This window comes from Ruegeria sp. YTSA072, assembly GCF_059610285.1.
In genome coordinates this window covers 180,381-198,319 of sequence record NZ_JBXWNI010000001.1, presented here as the reverse complement: position 1 = coordinate 198,319, position 17,939 = coordinate 180,381, and the positions used below count along the sequence as shown (strand labels likewise).

Genomic DNA, 17,939 nt, shown 5'->3' with positions numbered 1-17,939 from the left:
GCTTTGTGTGGCTGCGCCTTATTCATCTGGCCTAAAGTTTAACTCAAAACGCCTCGGGCTGAGCCTCGCGCGCCATGTGGTCCAGAACGGCGTTGACGAATTTCGGTTCTTTGCCGTCCGGGAAGAATGCGCGCGCCACGTCAACAAATTCGGTGATGACAACCTTTGGTGGCGTATCGCCTTGGGTCAGTTCGGCCCCAGCTGCACGGAAGGTGGCGCGCAGGGTCGGGTCAATGCGCGCGATGGGCCATTTGGCGACCAAAGCGCGGTCGGTCATCTGGTCAATCGGTGCCTGATAATTCACCGCGTCTTCAACCAACTTGCGGAACACGCGGATATCGCCGTCCAGCATTTCCTCGCCCTCATAGACAGCGCCAAACCGATGATCCAAAAACTCGTTCACGACTGCTTCCGTCGTTTGGCCCGACTGTTCCATCTGGAACAGCGCCTGCACGGCATAAAGCCGGGCGGCGGATTTCATCAGGCGTTTCTGGTTGGCCGGTTTCGGCGCGTCTGTCTGGGTCATGCTGTTGTGGGTCCGTTGTTGTCGCCCGCCACAAGGATGGACTCGGACGGCGGCTTGAACCCGACGCCCTTTTTGGAAGAGCCCCACTTACGGCTGAGTGCGATCAGATGCAAGGCCGCAGCGGCAGCGCCGCCACCTTTATTCATCTTTTCCGGATTTGCGCGGACTTCGGCCTGAGCGTCATTTTCGACCGTAAGGATGCCGTTGCCGATGCACAGGCCTTGCAGGCCCATCAACTGGATCGCTCGGCTGGAATCGTTGCACACCGTTTCATAATGCGTGGTCTCACCCCGGATGACACAGCCTAGCGCTACGTAGCCATCATAGTTGCACTGGCGATCCGCCATGGCGATGGCGGTCGGGATTTCCAGCGCACCCGGAACCTCAACAAATTCGCAGGTGCCGCCAGCGGCTTCGATCTCGGCCTTTGCACCAGAAACCAGATTGTCGGCAATGGCGCGATAGAACGGGGCCACCACGATCAAAAGTTTCACAGGCTTGTCGAATGTCGGCGTTGGCAGTACGCCGTGTTTGTCTTGTTCAGCCACGATCAATCATCCTTGAGAATGGAACGGGTTCCGACGATGGAGATTCCAAACGCGTCGAGCCCCAGATATTTCGTTTCCGGTGTATCGGTCAGCAGCACCAGTTCCTGGATGCCTAGTTTGGACAAGATCTGCGCCCCAAGACCTGTTTGCTTGATGGTGCGCGGGCCTTCGTCATCGGTTGCGTAAAGCGCATTGCGCGGTTCACGAAACAGGCAAACCACGCCACGTCCTTCGGCGGCGATCTTTTCCATAGCACGCGGCAGTTCCCGTGGCGATTTCGGCCCCAGGCCCAGAACATCAGGCGCTTCATGCAGTGCATGGGTTCGGGTCAAAACCGGCTCGGGCGTGGTGATGTCACCCTTGATCATGACGACATGTTCGATGCCATGTGTCTGATCCGTGAACAGGCGCATTTCCCATTCGCCGCCATATTCTGACGCCACCGTCCTGCGCGAGGTTTCGACAACCAGATTGTCGTTGCGCGAGCGATATGTGATCAGGTCGCTGATCGTGCCGATCTTCATGTCATGTTCTTTGGCGAACGCGACCAGATCAGACAGGCGCGCCATGGTGCCGTCGGGCTTCATGATCTCGCAGATCACCCCAGATGGGTTCAACCCGGCCAGCCGAGAGATATCGACCGCCGCCTCTGTATGACCGGCGCGCACCAGCACCCCGCCCCTCTTGGCGCGCAGCGGAAAGATATGGCCTGGTGTCGCGATGTGCGCCATCGTATTTTGCTCGTTGATCGCCGTTTCAACGGTCAGAGCGCGATCTGCTGCCGAGATACCGGTTGATACGCCTTCGCGCGCCTCGATGGACACGGTGAATGCGGTCTCGTGACGGGATGAGTTGTTCACAGCCATCATCGGCAGGCCAAGGGCTTCGACGCGCTCCGCCGTCATCGGCAGGCAGATCAGCCCGCGCCCATGGGTGGCCATAAAGTTGATCGCCTCGGCATCCGCAAACTCGGCCGCAATGACCAGATCACCCTCGTTCTCGCGATCTTCATGATCGACCAGAATATACATCCGGCCCTTGCGCGCCTCTTCGATGATATCTTCGATCGGACTGATCGCGTCGCGCAGCTGGGCCTCGACGGGACCGGGGGTTTCAAAGCTCATGGGGCAGCCTTTCACAAGAGCGTGTCTGGACGGCTGGATAGACCAACCGGGCGCCAAATGCCAGACCACAAACGGCAGCGTTATACCGCCTGACAACCCGCTCTCCAACCTTTAAAGGCCGACATTTTATCTCTCGTTCAAGCTCAACAAATCAAGTCCCAATTTTTTGCACTTAAGTCGGCCACAAAAATACCTTAAAGCCGCCCATTACGCGCCAACATACCTCAGGTATTTTTGTTGGAATTCATCAACTGGATTTCAAAAAGTGGCGCAACTGGCTTACGGAGCAATTTCTGCAGGTATCACCGCAGCCGGGTGCGGGCTAAGGTCGGCACTTTGGCGAAACCGCCTGTTTCTTTCAATCGTATTTCTGCACATGTTCGCCGGCGCCGTTATCAGTTTGCCTATTGGCATTCCGTATTGGGCATTGCTTTTGGACAGTCTGCGCACAACACTGTTGATGATCCTCAAGTTCACTAGTGTTTTCGCCACTTTTTTTGTCGGGTGGCGATTTATTTACGCCATTTTCCGAGCAAAGCCCAAAAAACCAATCCACTGGATGGTTGTCGACATTCGAAATTCCTTACAACGATACGTGAAGTTGGTTGATGGCACTATTTGCTTTGTCGCACTCGCAGTGCTGGCAAACACGTTTACTCTGCTAAAGAATTTGATCTCTGATTTTGTTCCATTTTTCTTGGATCCGACTTTTGCCGAACTGGATCGGATGCTGCATGGAGGTTTCGATGTGTGGATCCTTCTCTGGCCCGTGTTTGGATATCCTTTTGTCACGACGGTGGTAAACGTCGCATATCACATTTGGTTTCTTCTGATTTACTTGCTAGCCTTCGTAGCTGCATATGACCGACGCGATCCAGAACGCGGCATGGTCTATTTGGTGGCTTTTGCTCTGACATTTATCATTGGCGGCAATGTGCTGGCCACGCTGTTTTCTTCTGTCGGCCCAGTCTATTTTGAAGCATTCGGATTTGGAGATACCTTTTCAGAGCAGGTGCACAAGCTTGAATCGCTCAATGAGATCAGTCCCGTCTGGGCGCTTAATATACAAAAAATTCTCTTGACCAACTACAATACCGAAGGCGTGATCCGCGGGATATCCGCCATGCCCAGTATGCATGTCGCTAGCAGTGTCCTGATGGCACTCTTTGCGTTCCGCTACTCACGCTGGCTTGGCTGGGCGTTCACAGTCTTTGCACTAGTAATCCAAATCGGTTCCGTACATCTGGCATGGCATTATGCAGTTGACGGATACTTCGGTGCGCTTGTCGCGCTAGTCTGCTGGCATGTCGCCCAAATCCTGACCAAAAAATTCTATTTGGGATCAGTCGGGCTCCATTCAGCAAGCCTGGCGACGTAGCGCGCCAACGTGTCAATCTCGAGGTTCACCTGATCACCGACCGAGACATCGCCCCAGGTTGTCACCTCTTTGGTGTGGGGGATGAAATTGATCCCGAAATCGCAACCGTCCACGTCATTGACCGTCAGCGAGGTTCCGTTCAGCGCAACTGATCCCTTGGGCGCGACAAAGCGGGCCAATTCCTTGGGCGCGCGCAACGTTACTCGGGTGCTGTCGCCTTCGTCCTGCAGGGCAACAACCTCGGCCACGCCGTCGATATGGCCGGAAACGATGTGCCCACCCAGTTCGTCCCCAACCTTGAGGGCGCGTTCAAGATTCACGCGTTTGCCGACTTGCCATGTGTTGAGATTGGTTTTCGACACCGTCTCGGCGCTGATCTGCACATCGTACCAATCATCCCCAAGGGCAATCACAGTCAGACAGACGCCGTCACTGGCGATGGATGCGCCTATATCAATACCCGCAGTGTCATAGCCGGTTTTGATCCGAGCGCGCAGATCCCCTTGCTGGTCCAACTCGGTAACAATTCCGATATCGGTGACGATCCCTGTGAACATTGCTTTCACCCTTAGCTTATAACCTGTGCGTATGTGTAACCGCCGAGGTAAGCCCAAGAAACGCTGCGGGCAAGCCCTGCCTTGCCCGGATTGATGTATACAGGCATAATTTTGGTACCAAACGATAAAGAGCAGTCCCGGATGCATCCACTCGCCTCGCGCTCGCATCGCCGTGTCTTCCTGTTTTTGCAGGGACCGCATGGCCCTTTCTTTAGCGCACTGGCACGCGCTTTGCGCGCCGCCGGGGCTGATGTTCTGCGCGTGGGGTTTAACGCGGGCGATGAAGCGTTCTGGTTTGACCGCAGCACCTACATCCCATTTTTGGACAATTCCGAGCAATGGCCCGAAACCCTTAGGGAACTGATCCGGTCACAGTCGGTCACAGATATCGTTCTATACGGCGACACCCGCCCAGTTCATGCCAAAGCTGCGGATGTTGCGCGCGAAATGGGCGTGACTGTCCATGTCTTCGAAGAGGGATATCTGCGCCCCTGGTGGGTCACTTACGAACGGAACGGGTCAAATGGACACTCACGGTTGATGTCTTTGGACGTCGCCCAGATGCAAGATGCGCTTGACCAGTCCGAGGCACCAGTTCCACCGCCACCGTCCCATTGGGGCGATATGCGGCAACACATATTCTACGGCGCGCTTTATCACTGGTTTGTCCTGTTCCTGAACCGGAGGTACTCCAACTTCAAGACGCACCGGGAATTGCCCGTTTCAAAAGAGTTTCGCCTGTACTTCAAACGACTTGCACTGATGCCTTTCCACAGAATTAGGCGTCGCTGGGCCACCATGCGCGTTCGGCAAAACGGTGCACCCTATCACTTGGCCCTGTTGCAACTGGGTCATGACAGTTCGGTGCAGGCCCATTCAGATTATACCTGCATGTCGGACTTTTTGGAGCATGTCATATCAGGTTTTGCCAAAGGCGCTCCGGCCCATCACCTTTTGGTTCTGAAGGAACATCCGCTGGAAAACCATCGAGAGCCACTGCGCCGCAGAGCGCGCGAAATAGCCCGCGCGCACCAAGTGGCGGATCGCGTGCACTACGTTCCCGGCGGCAAACTGGCTGGATTGCTGGATGACGCGAAAACAGCAGTGACGATCAACTCTACTGCTGGTCAACAAGTTCTGTGGCGCGGAATCCCGTTGCGCAGTTTTGGAAAGTCCGTCTACGACAAACCTGAGTTTGTTTCACAGCAACCCATTGCCCAGTTCTTTGCCGCCCCAAACGTACCGGATCACGAAGCCTATCGGGCATACCGGCAATTTCTTCTGAAAACCAGCCAGTTACCCGGCGGATTTTATTCACTGCGTGGGCGACGGCAACTGCTGCGCCGCGCCGCCGACATGCTGTTGCAGGCGCATGATCCCTATCAGTCCGTTTTGTCTGACAACGAGGCGTCGACGCCACAGTTGAAGCTCGTCGAATAAGCCGGGTTGGTTGGTGCTGGATGTTGAACCCCGAACAAGCTAAGTTGACGCAAACAAAAGACGACTGAGGATAATCGGCAGTGCAGTGCTTTCCAATTCGCTGGGTGCGAGGGGCCGCCCTTGTGGCTGTATGTGGCGTGCTGGCCGCGTGCCAGCTCCCTAAATCTGGCCCCAACAAGTCCGAGATTTTGGCGGGTTCAGTTGAAAATGGTGGCAATGCCTTTGTCGTCGAGGTGGATGACAGGGTCGCACGAGCGACATCCAAAATCCCCCAATTCGGTTTTTCGTCTTCCTTCACCAGCGCGCAGAGCCTCACGGCGGATACCGTTCGCCCTGGCGACGTGTTGGGATTGACGATCTGGGAAAACGTCGATGACGGCCTGCTGTCAGGTGAAGTCGGGTCCTCGACCACGCTGAGTGAAGTTCAGGTGGACGCCGACGGATTCATCTTCGTGCCATATGCCGGACGTGTGCGTGCGTCTGGAAACACACCCGAGCAGCTGCGTCAGGTGATCACTGCAAAACTACAGGATCAAACGCCAGACCCTCAGGTCGAGGTCCGCCGGTCCGCCGGGGATGGCGCAACTGTCGCGGTGTCTGGAAGCGTCGCGGCGCCGGGAATTTATCCAATCGAACTCCCGACCCGCACGTTGACCGGCATGCTGTCAGAGGCCGGAGGTGTATCAACTGGCGTAGGTGCATCAGGTGGTACTGACATTTCGCTCGTGACATTAATCCGCGGAAACCAGAAAGGGACCATCTGGTACGATGACCTGTTCAGCAATTCCAAGCTGGATGTGGCCCTTCGCGGCGGTGACCGCATTCTGGTCGAAGCGGACAGCCGGTCGTACATTGCCCTTGGTGCTACTGGCGGCCAGTCGCGCGTGGCGTTTGACACGCAGGACCTTTCAGCGCTTGAGGCTTTGGCGCAAGTCGGTGGCCTGCTATCGCTGTCTTCGGATCCAACGGGGATTTTTATCCTGCGTGACGAACGTCAGGATATCGCACGCTCGGTGATGGGACGTTCGGACCTGCAGGGTGATCAGCGTATGGTCTACCTGTTGAACCTGACCGCCCCCAACGGGCTGTTCGTCGCAAGGGATTTCGTGATCCGCGACGGCGACACTATCTATGTGACCGAAGCACCATATGCGCAGTGGACCAAGTCAATTTCCCTGATCGCTGGTGGCCTTACGCCGCTGGCCAATGTCGCCACGCTGACAGGCAACTGATGTCGCCTGAAACAACAGCCGGGTCTGAACGTACCCGGCTGCTTGTCTACAATGGCGGCTTCCTGACATCCCGCCGAATTCGCCGAATGTTGTCCCTGTCCGGTTACGACATCCGGATTGGCCTGCCCAAAGATGGTGATGCCGTCGGAGTTTGGGGCAACAGCCCGACGGCCCATCGCGGCCTTGCTGTTGCGGCTCGGCATAATGCCCCATTGCTGCGCGTCGAAGACGCCTTTCTTCGGTCTTTGCATCCTGGCCGCAGCGGAGTGCCGCCACTTGGCCTTTTGCTTGATCGATCCGGCTTACATTTCGATGCGGCTCAGGCGTCCGATCTGGAAACGCTGTTGGCCGCTGATCCCTTGGACGACACCGCCCTGCTGAACCGCGCACGGGGCGGGATTGAACGGATGCGCGACCTGCATCTTAGCAAATACTCGGCCTTTGATCTGACTGCTCCGCCCCCTGACCCCGGCTATGTACTGGTGGTGGATCAGGTTCGCGACGATGCGGCTGTGACGGCCAGCGCCGGGGATGAGGCCCGGTTTCGCGAAATGCTAGTCATGGCGCAGGAAGAGAATCCTGGCGCCAAAGTTCTGATCAAGACACATCCCGACACCATCGCTGGGCATCGTTCAGGCTATTTCTCCACCGCTGACCAAACCGATCGCGTCTCGGTCATCAGCACACCGGTCAGTCCGTGGGCTTTGTTGGAAGGTGCGGTTGGCGTTTACACCCTGTCCTCACAGATGGGGTTCGAGGCGATTTTAGCCGGACATAAGCCGCGTGTTTTTGGCCAGCCCTTTTATGCAGGTTGGGGGCTGACGCAGGATGAAGCACACCTGCCCCGCCGCCAACGCAACCTGACGCGCGCGCAATTGTTCGCTGCGGCGATGATCCTCTATCCAACCTGGTACGATCCATACCGGGACCAGCTGTGCGAGTTGGAAACCGTTCTGGACACGCTTGAGGCGAGAACCCGCGCCTGGCGTCAGGATCACAAGGGATGGACCGCCTCGGGTATGCGCCTGTGGAAACGCAAACACCTGCAACGGATGTTTGGGCGCGAGAAAACGATCCGCTTCACTGACGATCAACCAGCGCAATCAGATCGCCCTCACATGGTCTGGGCAAGTAAAGCCAAGGGCATGGAAAGTGCCGTCCGGGTCGAGGATGGCTTTCTACGCTCGCGCGGGCTGGGCGCAAAACTTGTACCGCCCCTGTCATTGGCAACGGACAATCAGGGGATCTATTACGATCCGACGCATCCCAGCCAACTGGAAGGGTTTATTGCCGCACGGGAAACTCTGCGGCCAGATCAGGAATTGCGTGCCGAAAGGCTGATCGCTCAAATCGTGTCCGCCCAAATCACGAAGTACAACACAGGCGCCGGCGCACCGGATTTGCCTGAGGGGCATCGCATACTCGTCCCCGGTCAGGTCGAAGACGATGCTTCAATCCAGTTGGGCACCAGCACTGTTCGCACAAATGCTGATCTGTTGCGCGCCGTGCGCGAGGCAAACCCAAACGCCATTCTGATCTACAAACCGCATCCCGATGTCGAAGCGGGCTTGCGCGATGGGGCAGTCGAGGCCTCAGACCTCGCCGATGTCATCGCCACCCATTGCGACCCGGCAGCTCTGCTGGCGCAGGTCCAAGAGGTCTGGACCATGACCTCATTGCTGGGGTTTGAGGCTTTGATGCGCGGTGTCAGTGTGACCACCCTGGGCGCGCCTTTTTATGCGGGTTGGGGGCTGACGAACGATTTGGGAACCGTCCCCGTCCGCAGGGGCGCACGACCAACGGTTTTAGGTTTGGTTCACGCGGCGCTGATCGATTATCCCCGGTATATGGACCCTGTGACAGGTGAGCCCTGCCCCGTAGAAGTTGCGGTTGAACGGCTGTCACAAGGTACGGCGCCCGCAGGCGGTCCACTGTTTCGAGTTTTGTCAAAACTACAAGGCGCATTCGCGACCCATGCACATATCTGGCGTCGTTAACGCAGCGCCCGCGCCCAACGGTGCATGATGTCCGGCCCGATGACAAGGGTCTCGATCAACTCAAAACGCGGGGCATTGTCCAACTTGTCCAACCCAAGCGTGCCGATGGCTGACAACCCTTCGGCACCGATCGCAAGCCCGGCGGTGAACCCGACCAATTCATCGACCAAATCCGCAGCAAGCAGCGACGCCGCCAATGCCGCCCCGCCCTCGCAGAATACGCGGGTCAGACCTGCTTTACCCAACTGCTGCAACAAGTCCGCTGCATCGATCTGGTGATCGTCCAGCGCGCAAGGCAGCAGTTGCGCCCCAAGCCCGTCCCACGCGCGGGCGCGCTCGGCATCCGGGGATGGGCCGTGACATAGCCATACGGGTATCTCAGCAGCCGTGCGCGCCAGCTGCCCCAACAAGGGAATGTCCAAATGGCGCGAGACCACAATTCGCACAGGCTGAGCGTCGACCCCTATATCCCGAACGGTCAAGGATGGGTCATCGGCGCGCGCGGTACCTGCCCCGACCATCACCGCATCATGACGTGCTCGCATGGCATGCACGGCACGCCGCGCCTTTGGGCCGGTGATCCATTGACTGTGCCCCGTGGCGGTGGCGATGCGCCCGTCAAAACTGCTGGCCAGTTTCAGGGTTACGAAAGGGCGCCCCTGTTCGGTTTTAAGGAAGAACCCCGCAAGATCCTGGGCTGCCTGTTCTGCCAGAACGCCGGTGGTCACTTCGATCCCCGCCTCGCGCAGCATGGCAAAGCCTTGTCCTGCAACACGCGGATCGCTGTCTTCGATGGCCGCGACAACACGGGCCACACCGGCAGCGATCAGGGCCTCGGCGCAAGGGGGTGTTTTGCCGTGATGGGCGCAGGGTTCAAGCGTAACATAGGTCGTGGCATCCCGTGCCGCGTCTCCGGCTTGTGCCAGCGCTTGGGGTTCGGCGTGCGGGCGGCCACCCGGCTGGGTCCAGCCACGTCCCACAATGCGCCCGTCACGCACGATCACGCAACCGACGGCTGGGTTTGGCCAGCACGTCCCTTGACCGCGCCGCCCCAAAGACAGGGCAAGCGCCATGTATCGCTTATCTGTTTCGCTCACTCGTCCGTCGAAGGCTGCGGCGGGCGCAGTTCGTGGACAAACTCCTCGAAGTCATCGGCCGCCTGGAAATTCTTGTATACGCTCGCAAAGCGAACATAGGCGACGGTGTCGATCCGCGCCAGAGCTTCCATAACGATCTCGCCAATTTTGCTGGACGGGATATCGGTCTCGCCCATGCTTTCCAGGCGACGCACAATTCCAGAAATCATCTGGTCAATACGTTCCGGATCAATCGGGCGTTTCTGCATCGAAATGCGGATCGAACGCTCCAACTTATCCCGATCAAAATCTTCGCGTTTGCCGTTGGTTTTGATTACCACCAGATCGCGCAACTGGACACGTTCGTAGGTCGTAAACCGCCCCCCACACGCGGGACAGAACCGACGCCGACGAATGGCCGCATGGTCCTCTGCCGGGCGTGAATCTTTGACTTGAGTATCGATATTTCCGCAAAACGGGCAGCGCATCCACCGTCTCCTCGTCCCTGGTTCCGCCTCTTTTTGTAAGCACTATGACTTACTTATCCACAACTATAGGGTAGCCGCTAGGATTTGGGTAGTCGGAAATTTCCACCGCAACATAAAGGGGTCAGGCGAAATGCGCCGCGACCTTTCGCACATGCGCTGCGGTGCGGTGTTCAAACAGGTAAATACCCTGCCATGTTCCCAGCGCCGGTTGCCCCGCGGACACGGGAACAGAAAGCGATACAGGTAAAAGTGCCGCCTTGATATGGGCGGGCATGTCGTCGGGGCCTTCGTACGTATGGCGCAGATATGCCATAACCGGGTTATCAGATGGCGGCACCAAACGTTCAAAAAAGGCCTGCAGATCTGTTTGCACCTCAGGATCAGCGTTTTCCTGAATGGTCAGCGAACACGACGTATGCCGCACGAGCAATGTCAGCAAACCATCGCCTGAGACCGAGTTAAGCCAGTTGCGCACGTCCCGGGTGAATTCGTACAACCCTGGTCCGTTCGTCGAAATAATAAACTCGGTCTGCATATGGCGATCAGTCCTCGATCAGTCGCGGAACGGGCGGATGTTGCAACGTCCGTTTGCCCCCTGAACCGACATGCTTTCGCCAGCCTTGAAACCGACTGAGATCGAGCTGCTTTGCTGGGCAACGTTTGTAGGTTGCTGCAGCGAGAATTGAACGGCCGTGCGGCGACCCGTTGCTTCGCTGGGACCATAGCCGCGCACCACATAAATACGTTGCTGCCAACCTGCACCCAAAGTCCGGCGCGCAAAGTCTGCAGCCGCGCACCAATACCCGTCCACGTCCTGCCGGGCCCGCGGGATCACTTCGAACATATTGCTGTTGACGGCAACCGTCTGAAATCCGTTTCGCGCAGCCGAGGCCGACGATAGGGGCACAGACAGCAAGATCGCGGCAGAAACCGCCAATGTCATAACCTGTTTCATAATCATACTCTCATTCATTTCGAGGTAATTTCTCAAATAGTATACATTCTTACCGGGCAAAGCTGGTTCACAATCAATTCAGTCAACGCGGGTCCCCGCGTGATCGAACGTTAGCCAGCCCTGATACCGGATCAAAGCCCCAACAAGCGGCATCCGGGCCGACACGTTAAACCGAAACCGTCCTTCATCATCCTCCCATTCCTCGGTCTTTGATTGCGGCAGAAGCACCTTCGGGAAAGGAACTCGCAACAGGCTGAGGCGCATGATCTGGATCTCTAACCTCTCGGGTGCAAATACCGGCTTTAACCATACGGAGACCTGCCCAAACTGCTCGCACACGCATCCCTGGTCCTGGTCCAAAGTCAGCCGCGATCGGGTGATGTGACCATCGAAATCGCGCGTCCATATCCAAGCGTTCCCCTCTTGCTCGACCCTGAGACGCACCGGGATGTCGTCACCCCCGGACGGCATGCCGGCAAAACGCAACGCGAGTTTGGCCAGCCACCCCTTGCCCGGCGTGACTGAGCATCGCCCGGAATAAATTCCGCCCGTGCTGTGCAAGGCCTGCAGAGACTTGGGCAGGTTCGTACCCACGGGTAAGGCTTTCAAAAAGGGATCAGGGTGCACTCAGAACCCCTCAGGCAGAAAGCGAGCTTGCAGCGTTTTGTCCGGGATCATGCAGGTCGGCGAACGTCCGAAGATTGCATACCGGTTTCTGGCGATTACGTAGTACAGCGGGTCTTTGATGATGCGAGGAAGAAACCTGCAGACCGAAAGAACCCACCAAAACCCCGGCAACTTGCGCATCGCTGCTGCGAAAGCATCCAACCGTTGATGAACCACGCCATCGGTAACGACGAGATTGGTTTCAAAGTCCCGCGTCGGTAGTCCGAGGTGAGAATACAGCCTTTGCCCCAATGGCGACTGCGCGGTGGCAAATTTGAACCGCTGCGCCTTGTCCCGGGCGACCATGAAACGAAAAAACCCCGAACACAGAACGCATTCGCCGTCAAAGACAATGAAATCCTGACCATCTGCCGCATCGGTTGCCAGTGTGGTCATATCAGTTACGCCTGCTAACCCAATTTGAAGCACATTCGCATCACTGCACATTCCGGGCAATGCGACACTGGGCCATCTTTGCGAATTGATATGTGTCGGGGAGCCGCCGGTCATCTGCGCGACAAGTTTCCTGGGCTCTGACCTCATCCCCACAAGGCTTAACCCGACAGCACGCGGAAAATACGTATGACACCCAATGTAGTCTTGCGAAATTCTGCCATTGTTATTTGAATAGATGACAGCGGCCGGAACAAAGGCCGCGAAACGAAATACGCTGCTAACTCGGGTTTGAACATGGACGTCGATATTGCCCGCATTCAAGTGTTGTCCAAAACACTAGATCAAAGGGCAGAAGATCCTTCGATTGGCGATCGCGTGCTGGCCAAATCCGGTCTGAGCCGCAGCGACATTGCGCCACCTGCAACAGCCTATAGCGCGCACAAAGAGGCGTTGTTCGTCCGCTACGCCTGCGACGCGCTGAATGACATCACCTTTTCGGCCAGTGCTGGGCTTGGCTTCAGGTCGTCCTCCAGCCTGACGGCGTATATCAGTAAATACTCGCGTGATCTGAAGCAGGTGATCGAAAACTCGTCGCGATTTCACGGGATGATAGACCCGGCGTTATACTTCAGCCTGCGCGTTTCTGGAAATTTTGCTTCAATCGAAGCCGACTGGAAGGATGCCAGTTTTGCCCGATATCACCGTCGTACCGAATTTTTGATTTTCGCGGCCCTCGCCCGCATTCGCTCGTTAACGCAGACAAGTTTCTTTCCTATAGAAATCCGCTTTCAGCACGAGGTCGGCGAAGCCAGAAAAGAGTTTCAGAAACTAGCGGGCTTTCCTGTGTCCTTTGGCGCAGAACGGTTGGAAATTATACTAACGCTGTCCTCATTGGATCTGCCGGTGCCGACATATGACCCCTCTCTGCGCGAGCATCTTCTGTCATATGGCGACAGGGTTCAGGCCGAAAGTGACCAGCCCGCGCAAAAACTCAGGGCGCAAGTCGAGGGGCTGATCACCCGGTCTATGCCCGGCGCGATTATTCAGGCGGACGACGCAGCCTCGAACCTTGGGATGAGCCCGCGCACGTTTGCCAGGCGGTTGAATGATGAAGGCACAAGCTATCGTGAGATTGTCGAAGACTTGAGGTGCGATCTGGCGCAGACTTTTATCACCAACGGGATGCCTTTATCGGAAATCGCCTATTCGCTGGGTTATGCGGATCAACCTGCGTTTTCTACGGCTTTCAAACGCTGGACCGGTCAGGCACCCAGCACGTTCCGCACTCGGTTGGGACCGTAACACGGAAAGGGTGGCCGGGGGTCGTCAGCGGCACAGCCTCGCCCCGGCCTGTCCCATGAGTGGACAAGGCAGAAATAGGGGCCACATCGCCGCATGACTTGTGAGTTCTCGCCAATTTGAGGTTTGAACCGGTCACCGTGATCAACGCGTGAACGGATAAGAAAAAGGCGCCTCGGTTGAGGCGCCTTTTCGATTACTGATCCAGGAAAGACCGCAGTTTGCGCGATCGGCTTGGATGTTTCAGTTTCCGCAGTGCTTTCGCCTCGATCTGACGAATACGTTCGCGGGTCACGCTGAATTGCTGGCCAACTTCTTCCAGAGTGTGGTCGGTATTCATACCGATGCCAAAACGCATCCGCAGAACACGTTCCTCACGCGGCGTGAGCGAGGCCAGAACCCGGGTGGTCGTTTCCTTGAGGTTTTCCTGAATGGCGCTGTCCAAAGGCAGCACGGCATTCTTATCCTCGATGAAATCGCCCAGTTGGCTGTCTTCCTCGTCGCCGATCGGCGTCTCAAGGCTGATCGGTTCTTTGGCGATCTTCATCACCTTGCGAACTTTCTCCAGCGGCATCTGCAGCTTTTCGGCCAGTTCTTCCGGCGTCGGCTCGCGACCAATCTCATGCAGCATTTGACGGCCGGTCCGGACCAGCTTGTTGATCGTTTCGATCATATGCACCGGAATTCGGATCGTGCGCGCCTGATCCGCGATGGAACGCGTGATCGCCTGACGGATCCACCAGGTCGCGTAGGTCGAGAACTTGTACCCGCGGCGGTATTCAAACTTGTCCACCGCCTTCATCAGGCCGATGTTACCTTCCTGAATAAGATCAAGGAATTGCAGGCCACGGTTCGTGTACTTTTTGGCAATCGAGATCACCAGACGCAGGTTGGCTTCGACCATTTCCTTCTTGGCCTGACGCGCCTCTTTTTCACCCTTTTGAACTTGCTGCACGATACGGCGGAATTCAGGGATATCCAGACCGACATACTGACCGACCTGAGCCATATCGTTGCGCAGTTCCTCGACCTTGGCGGTCGAGCGTTCGATGAACATCTGCCAACCCCGGCCCGGCTTTTCAGCCATCTCGGTCAGCCAGTTCGGGTCCAGTTCGCGCCCACGATAGGCGTCGATAAACTCACGACGGTTGATGCGCGCCTGATCCGCCAGCTTCACCATTGAGCTGTCCAGAGACATGATGCGACGGTTAATGCCGTACAGCTGGTCGATCAGCGCTTCGATACGGTTGTTATGCAGATGCAGACCGTTCACCAATTCGACGATCTCAGATCGCAGCTGTTGATAGGTCGCCTCTTGTTTTTCCGAGAAGGTGTCGTCTTCGTTCAGGGTCGCCGAGATCCGGCTATCCTGCATTTCCGACAGCATCGAGAAGTCGGTCGAGATCCGTTCCAGCGTGGTCAGAACCTGATCTTTCAGCGCGGCTTCCATCGCGGCCAACGACATGTTGGCCTGCTCGTCGTCGTCATCGTCGTCGTCATTGTTCAGCGGGTTGCCGTCGGCATCCAGCTCGGGGCCGGTATCCTTGGCGGGTTTTGCCGCCTGAACCGCAGACGTGTCGACAACCGGCTCTTCGACATCCCCATCTTCGTCCAACTGGTTGCCAAACGTGGCCTCCAGATCGATGACATCGCGCAACAGAATGTCTTCGGACAACAATTCGTCGTGCCAGATGGTGATCGCCTGGAAGGTCAGCGGGCTTTCGCACAGACCGGCAATCATGGTGTTGCGACCGGCTTCGATCCGCTTGGCGATGGCAATCTCGCCTTCGCGGCTCAGCAGTTCGACGCTGCCCATCTCGCGCAAATACATGCGGACCGGATCATCTGTGCGATCCAGCTTTTCAGCACCAGCACCCGCCAGGGCAACCTCTCGGTTGCTTTCTGCGGCAACCAGTTCGGTCGAGCCTTTGTTCTCTTCTTCCTCGGCCTCTTCATCTTCGATGATGTTGATGCCCATCTCGGACAGCATCGACATAACGTCTTCGATCTGTTCCGAGCTGACCTGATCAGGCGGCAGAACCTGATTGAGCTGGTCGTAGGTGATGTAACCTTTCTCGCGGGCCTCGGCGATCATTTTCTTGACGTTGGCCTGGCTCATGTCCAGCGAGATTTCCTGTTCCTGCTCGTCGGATTTGCGGTCTTCGTTTGTATCCTTGGCGGCCATTCAATGCTCCTGCAGGGATGGGTGATTCGTTTGTACCGAATCATTAGCGCGTAGAAGTGATTCGGCCACCCGTTTACCCGTTTTTCTTTTCCAGTGCCTTACGAAAACACCACTTTAGCGACGTTTCCGTTCAAAATTGATGCCAGACATGATCGCCTGAAACGCGTCTTTCTCGTCGCGGTTGATTCGTGCGCCGTTATCGGCGATGTCAAAAACCGCTCTATCCTCGTTCTGACTGCGGCTTGTGCGGTTACGCTCTTCGGCGGCTTGGGCCAGCCGGTATGTCAGCGCTTCATCAGCCAGATCAGACAGTTCCTCTGCAGCTTCGGCAATCTCGGCATCCAATCCCCGGAGCGCTTTGATTTTCGCGAGTTCCTCGGCCAGAGTCATCTCGGCCTTTTCGACGTCGCCTGGTTTGAACACACAAGGGATTACTGCGACATGGCGAAGGGCCAGCAGGTTTTCAAGGATTTCGCCGCCCAAAGTTTCAAAAATGTGGTCTTTCAGATGCTCTGGGTCGTCGATCGCATGTCGAAGGATGGCGGCGCGCAAGGCGGCATGATCGGGATCGTGGCACTCCATCTCTTCAAGTTGATGTTCGAATTGGACCACAACAGTGGGGTTCAGGATGGCGATTGCCAGAATCGCAGCCTCGCGCATCTGGATATCCGCAGTTTCTGAAGACGCCAGAAAAGATGAGCGCGCACCGGGGGTTGCTGGCTGTTTCGGAGGTTGCCACTTGCCGCGTGGCTGCCATTGGCGATTTTGCGGCTGACGTTGCGGGCGGAACAATTGCCAGCGCAGGTCTTTGATCTCTTGCCCGTAATGCGCCCGGATCGAGGGGTCGCGGATCAGTTTGATCTTGTCCCTCAGCGACTTATCCAACGCAGCTTTGCGTTCCGGGCTGTCGAACACCTTGCCCTCTGTCTCACGCTGCCACAGCAGCTTGACCATCGGAATCGCGCCTTCAAGCACTGTTTTCACGGCTGCCGGTCCCTCGGCCCGTAGTAAATCATCGGGATCCTTGCCCTCGGGCATCAGGGCAAAGCGCAGAGATTTCCCGGCCTCCAACAGTGGCAACGCCAGATCAACGGCCCGCATCGCGGCACGCAGACCGGCCGTGTCGCCATCCAATGCGATGATCGGCTCATCCGAGACACGCCAAAGGAGTTGCAATTGATGCTCGGTGATTGCCGTGCCTAACGGGGCGACCGACGCCCCGAATCCAGCTTCGGCCAGTGCGATCACATCCATGTACCCTTCGGCTACGATCAGAGGTTGCCCTTTGCCTGCGGCCTGACGTGCAGGGCCGTGGTTATAAAGACTGCGCCCCTTGTCGAACAATTCCGTTTCGGGCGAGTTCAGGTATTTCGCATTGTCATTGGGGTCCATAGCCCGACCGCCAAACGCGATGCACCGCCCACGCGGATCGCGGATAGGGTACATGATCCGATTGCGGAACGTATCATAAGGCTTTTTGCCCTTGTTCGAAGGTTTGGCCAGCCCGGCCCCAAGGATCAGGTCCTCGGCCACGTTCTTGCCGCGCAGGTGATCCCACAAACCTTGCCAGCCATCAGGCGCAAACCCGATCTCCCACCGGTCCAACGCCTGTGCATCCAATCCTCGACGCGTCAGATAGTCTCGCGCAGCGCCCCCTGCCCCGGTCTTGAGTTGCAAGCGGAAGAATTGCGCGGCCTGCTCCATGACGTCGGCCAGTTGCGACCGGCGGTCCTGTTTTTCCTGTGCCTTTGGATCGCGTGCTGGCATGGGCATACCTGCCTCGCGCGCCAAAATTTCAACCGCTTCGATGAACGAGACATTCTCGGTCTCTTTCACAAAGCTGATCGCATCGCCTTTGGCATGGCACCCAAAGCAGTAGTAGAACCCCTTTTGGTCATCGACGTGGAAGGACGCGGTCTTTTCGTGGTGAAACGGGCATGGCGCCCACATGTCCCCCTTGCCTTGATTGGACTTGCGCTGATCCCACATGACTTTGCGCCCGACGACCTGAGACAGGCTTAGGCGGGTGCGCAGTTCATCCAGAAATCCGGGGGGCAGTGACATGGGTCAAA

General features: G+C 57.0%; 17 protein-coding genes. 5 read left to right on the top strand and 12 right to left on the bottom strand.

Annotated features, from left to right (window positions below; all coding sequences use genetic code 11):
* Positions 1 to 43 precede the first annotated feature (43 nt).
* The 3 genes from nusB to ribB are packed head-to-tail and all read right to left on the bottom strand — an operon-like array spanning position 44 to position 2,198.
* Positions 44 to 526 (bottom strand): transcription antitermination factor NusB, encoded by a 483-nt coding sequence (nusB, locus tag AC2FIB_RS00930; RefSeq protein WP_108858974.1) that lies wholly within the window; start codon positions 524 to 526, stop codon positions 44 to 46.
* Positions 523 to 1,074 carry a 6,7-dimethyl-8-ribityllumazine synthase gene (locus AC2FIB_RS00925; protein ID WP_496732920.1) on the bottom strand — a complete coding sequence of 184 codons (552 nt, stop codon included), beginning with the start codon at positions 1,072 to 1,074 and terminating at the stop codon, positions 523 to 525. The genes nusB and AC2FIB_RS00925 overlap by 4 nt, the downstream gene beginning before the upstream one ends.
* A 2-nt stretch (positions 1,075 to 1,076) precedes the next feature.
* On the bottom strand, positions 1,077 to 2,198 hold the full coding sequence (gene ribB / locus AC2FIB_RS00920; RefSeq protein ID WP_496732919.1) for a 3,4-dihydroxy-2-butanone-4-phosphate synthase: 1,122 nt from the start codon (positions 2,196 to 2,198) through the stop codon (positions 1,077 to 1,079).
* Positions 2,199 to 2,463: 265 nt separating this feature from the next.
* Between ribB and AC2FIB_RS00915 the strand changes: the two genes are divergently transcribed.
* Positions 2,464 to 3,576: a phosphatase PAP2 family protein gene (locus tag AC2FIB_RS00915; RefSeq protein ID WP_496732918.1), complete on the top strand. Its 1,113-nt coding sequence runs from the start codon at positions 2,464 to 2,466 to the stop codon at positions 3,574 to 3,576.
* Here AC2FIB_RS00915 and AC2FIB_RS00910 read toward each other — a convergent pair.
* Positions 3,531 to 4,133: a riboflavin synthase gene (locus tag AC2FIB_RS00910; RefSeq protein ID WP_496732917.1), complete on the bottom strand. Its 603-nt coding sequence runs from the start codon at positions 4,131 to 4,133 to the stop codon at positions 3,531 to 3,533. The two genes, AC2FIB_RS00915 and AC2FIB_RS00910, sit on opposite strands and share 46 nt — an antisense overlap.
* A gap of 141 nt (positions 4,134 to 4,274) precedes the next feature.
* On the opposite strand from AC2FIB_RS00910, the gene AC2FIB_RS00905 reads away from it, so the two are divergent.
* From AC2FIB_RS00905 to AC2FIB_RS00895, 3 genes are all read left to right on the top strand, one after another.
* Complete coding sequence (locus AC2FIB_RS00905; protein ID WP_496732916.1) at positions 4,275 to 5,573, top strand: capsule polysaccharide biogenesis protein; 1,299 nt, start codon at positions 4,275 to 4,277, stop codon at positions 5,571 to 5,573.
* Between the two features lie 80 nt (positions 5,574 to 5,653).
* Positions 5,654 to 6,805, top strand: a complete 1,152-nt coding sequence (locus AC2FIB_RS00900; RefSeq protein WP_496732915.1) for a polysaccharide biosynthesis/export family protein — start codon at positions 5,654 to 5,656, stop codon at positions 6,803 to 6,805.
* Positions 6,805 to 8,802, top strand: a complete 1,998-nt coding sequence (locus AC2FIB_RS00895) for a capsule polysaccharide biogenesis protein (protein ID WP_496732914.1) — start codon at positions 6,805 to 6,807, stop codon at positions 8,800 to 8,802. Before AC2FIB_RS00900 ends, AC2FIB_RS00895 begins: the two co-directional genes overlap by 1 nt.
* Here AC2FIB_RS00895 and ribD read toward each other — a convergent pair.
* From ribD to AC2FIB_RS00865, 6 genes are all read right to left on the bottom strand, one after another.
* Positions 8,799 to 9,899 carry a bifunctional diaminohydroxyphosphoribosylaminopyrimidine deaminase/5-amino-6-(5-phosphoribosylamino)uracil reductase RibD gene (ribD, locus tag AC2FIB_RS00890; protein ID WP_496841529.1) on the bottom strand — a complete coding sequence of 367 codons (1,101 nt, stop codon included), beginning with the start codon at positions 9,897 to 9,899 and terminating at the stop codon, positions 8,799 to 8,801. The two genes, AC2FIB_RS00895 and ribD, sit on opposite strands and share 4 nt — an antisense overlap.
* Positions 9,896 to 10,366, bottom strand: coding sequence for a transcriptional regulator NrdR (nrdR, locus tag AC2FIB_RS00885; RefSeq protein WP_058274803.1), 471 nt, complete (start codon positions 10,364 to 10,366; stop codon positions 9,896 to 9,898). Before nrdR ends, ribD begins: the two co-directional genes overlap by 4 nt.
* A 121-nt stretch (positions 10,367 to 10,487) precedes the next feature.
* Positions 10,488 to 10,901 carry a secondary thiamine-phosphate synthase enzyme YjbQ gene (locus AC2FIB_RS00880; protein WP_496841527.1) on the bottom strand — a complete coding sequence of 138 codons (414 nt, stop codon included), beginning with the start codon at positions 10,899 to 10,901 and terminating at the stop codon, positions 10,488 to 10,490.
* Between the two features lie 18 nt (positions 10,902 to 10,919).
* Positions 10,920 to 11,321, bottom strand: coding sequence for a hypothetical protein (locus AC2FIB_RS00875; protein WP_282118790.1), 402 nt, complete (start codon positions 11,319 to 11,321; stop codon positions 10,920 to 10,922).
* Between the two features lie 78 nt (positions 11,322 to 11,399).
* Positions 11,400 to 11,948 (bottom strand): DUF4166 domain-containing protein, encoded by a 549-nt coding sequence (locus AC2FIB_RS00870; protein WP_496841525.1) that lies wholly within the window; start codon positions 11,946 to 11,948, stop codon positions 11,400 to 11,402.
* Positions 11,949 to 12,383 carry a thiol-disulfide oxidoreductase DCC family protein gene (locus AC2FIB_RS00865; RefSeq protein ID WP_496841523.1) on the bottom strand — a complete coding sequence of 145 codons (435 nt, stop codon included), beginning with the start codon at positions 12,381 to 12,383 and terminating at the stop codon, positions 11,949 to 11,951.
* 294 nt (positions 12,384 to 12,677) lie between these two features.
* Between AC2FIB_RS00865 and AC2FIB_RS00860 the strand changes: the two genes are divergently transcribed.
* Positions 12,678 to 13,685, top strand: a complete 1,008-nt coding sequence (locus tag AC2FIB_RS00860; RefSeq protein ID WP_058274879.1) for a helix-turn-helix domain-containing protein — start codon at positions 12,678 to 12,680, stop codon at positions 13,683 to 13,685.
* Between the two features lie 193 nt (positions 13,686 to 13,878).
* Here AC2FIB_RS00860 and rpoD read toward each other — a convergent pair whose 3' ends face one another.
* Positions 13,879 to 15,867: an RNA polymerase sigma factor RpoD gene (gene rpoD, locus AC2FIB_RS00855; RefSeq protein WP_058277324.1), complete on the bottom strand. Its 1,989-nt coding sequence runs from the start codon at positions 15,865 to 15,867 to the stop codon at positions 13,879 to 13,881.
* A gap of 114 nt (positions 15,868 to 15,981) precedes the next feature.
* Positions 15,982 to 17,931 (bottom strand): DNA primase, encoded by a 1,950-nt coding sequence (gene dnaG, locus AC2FIB_RS00850; RefSeq protein ID WP_496841520.1) that lies wholly within the window; start codon positions 17,929 to 17,931, stop codon positions 15,982 to 15,984.
* Positions 17,932 to 17,939 lie beyond the last annotated feature (8 nt).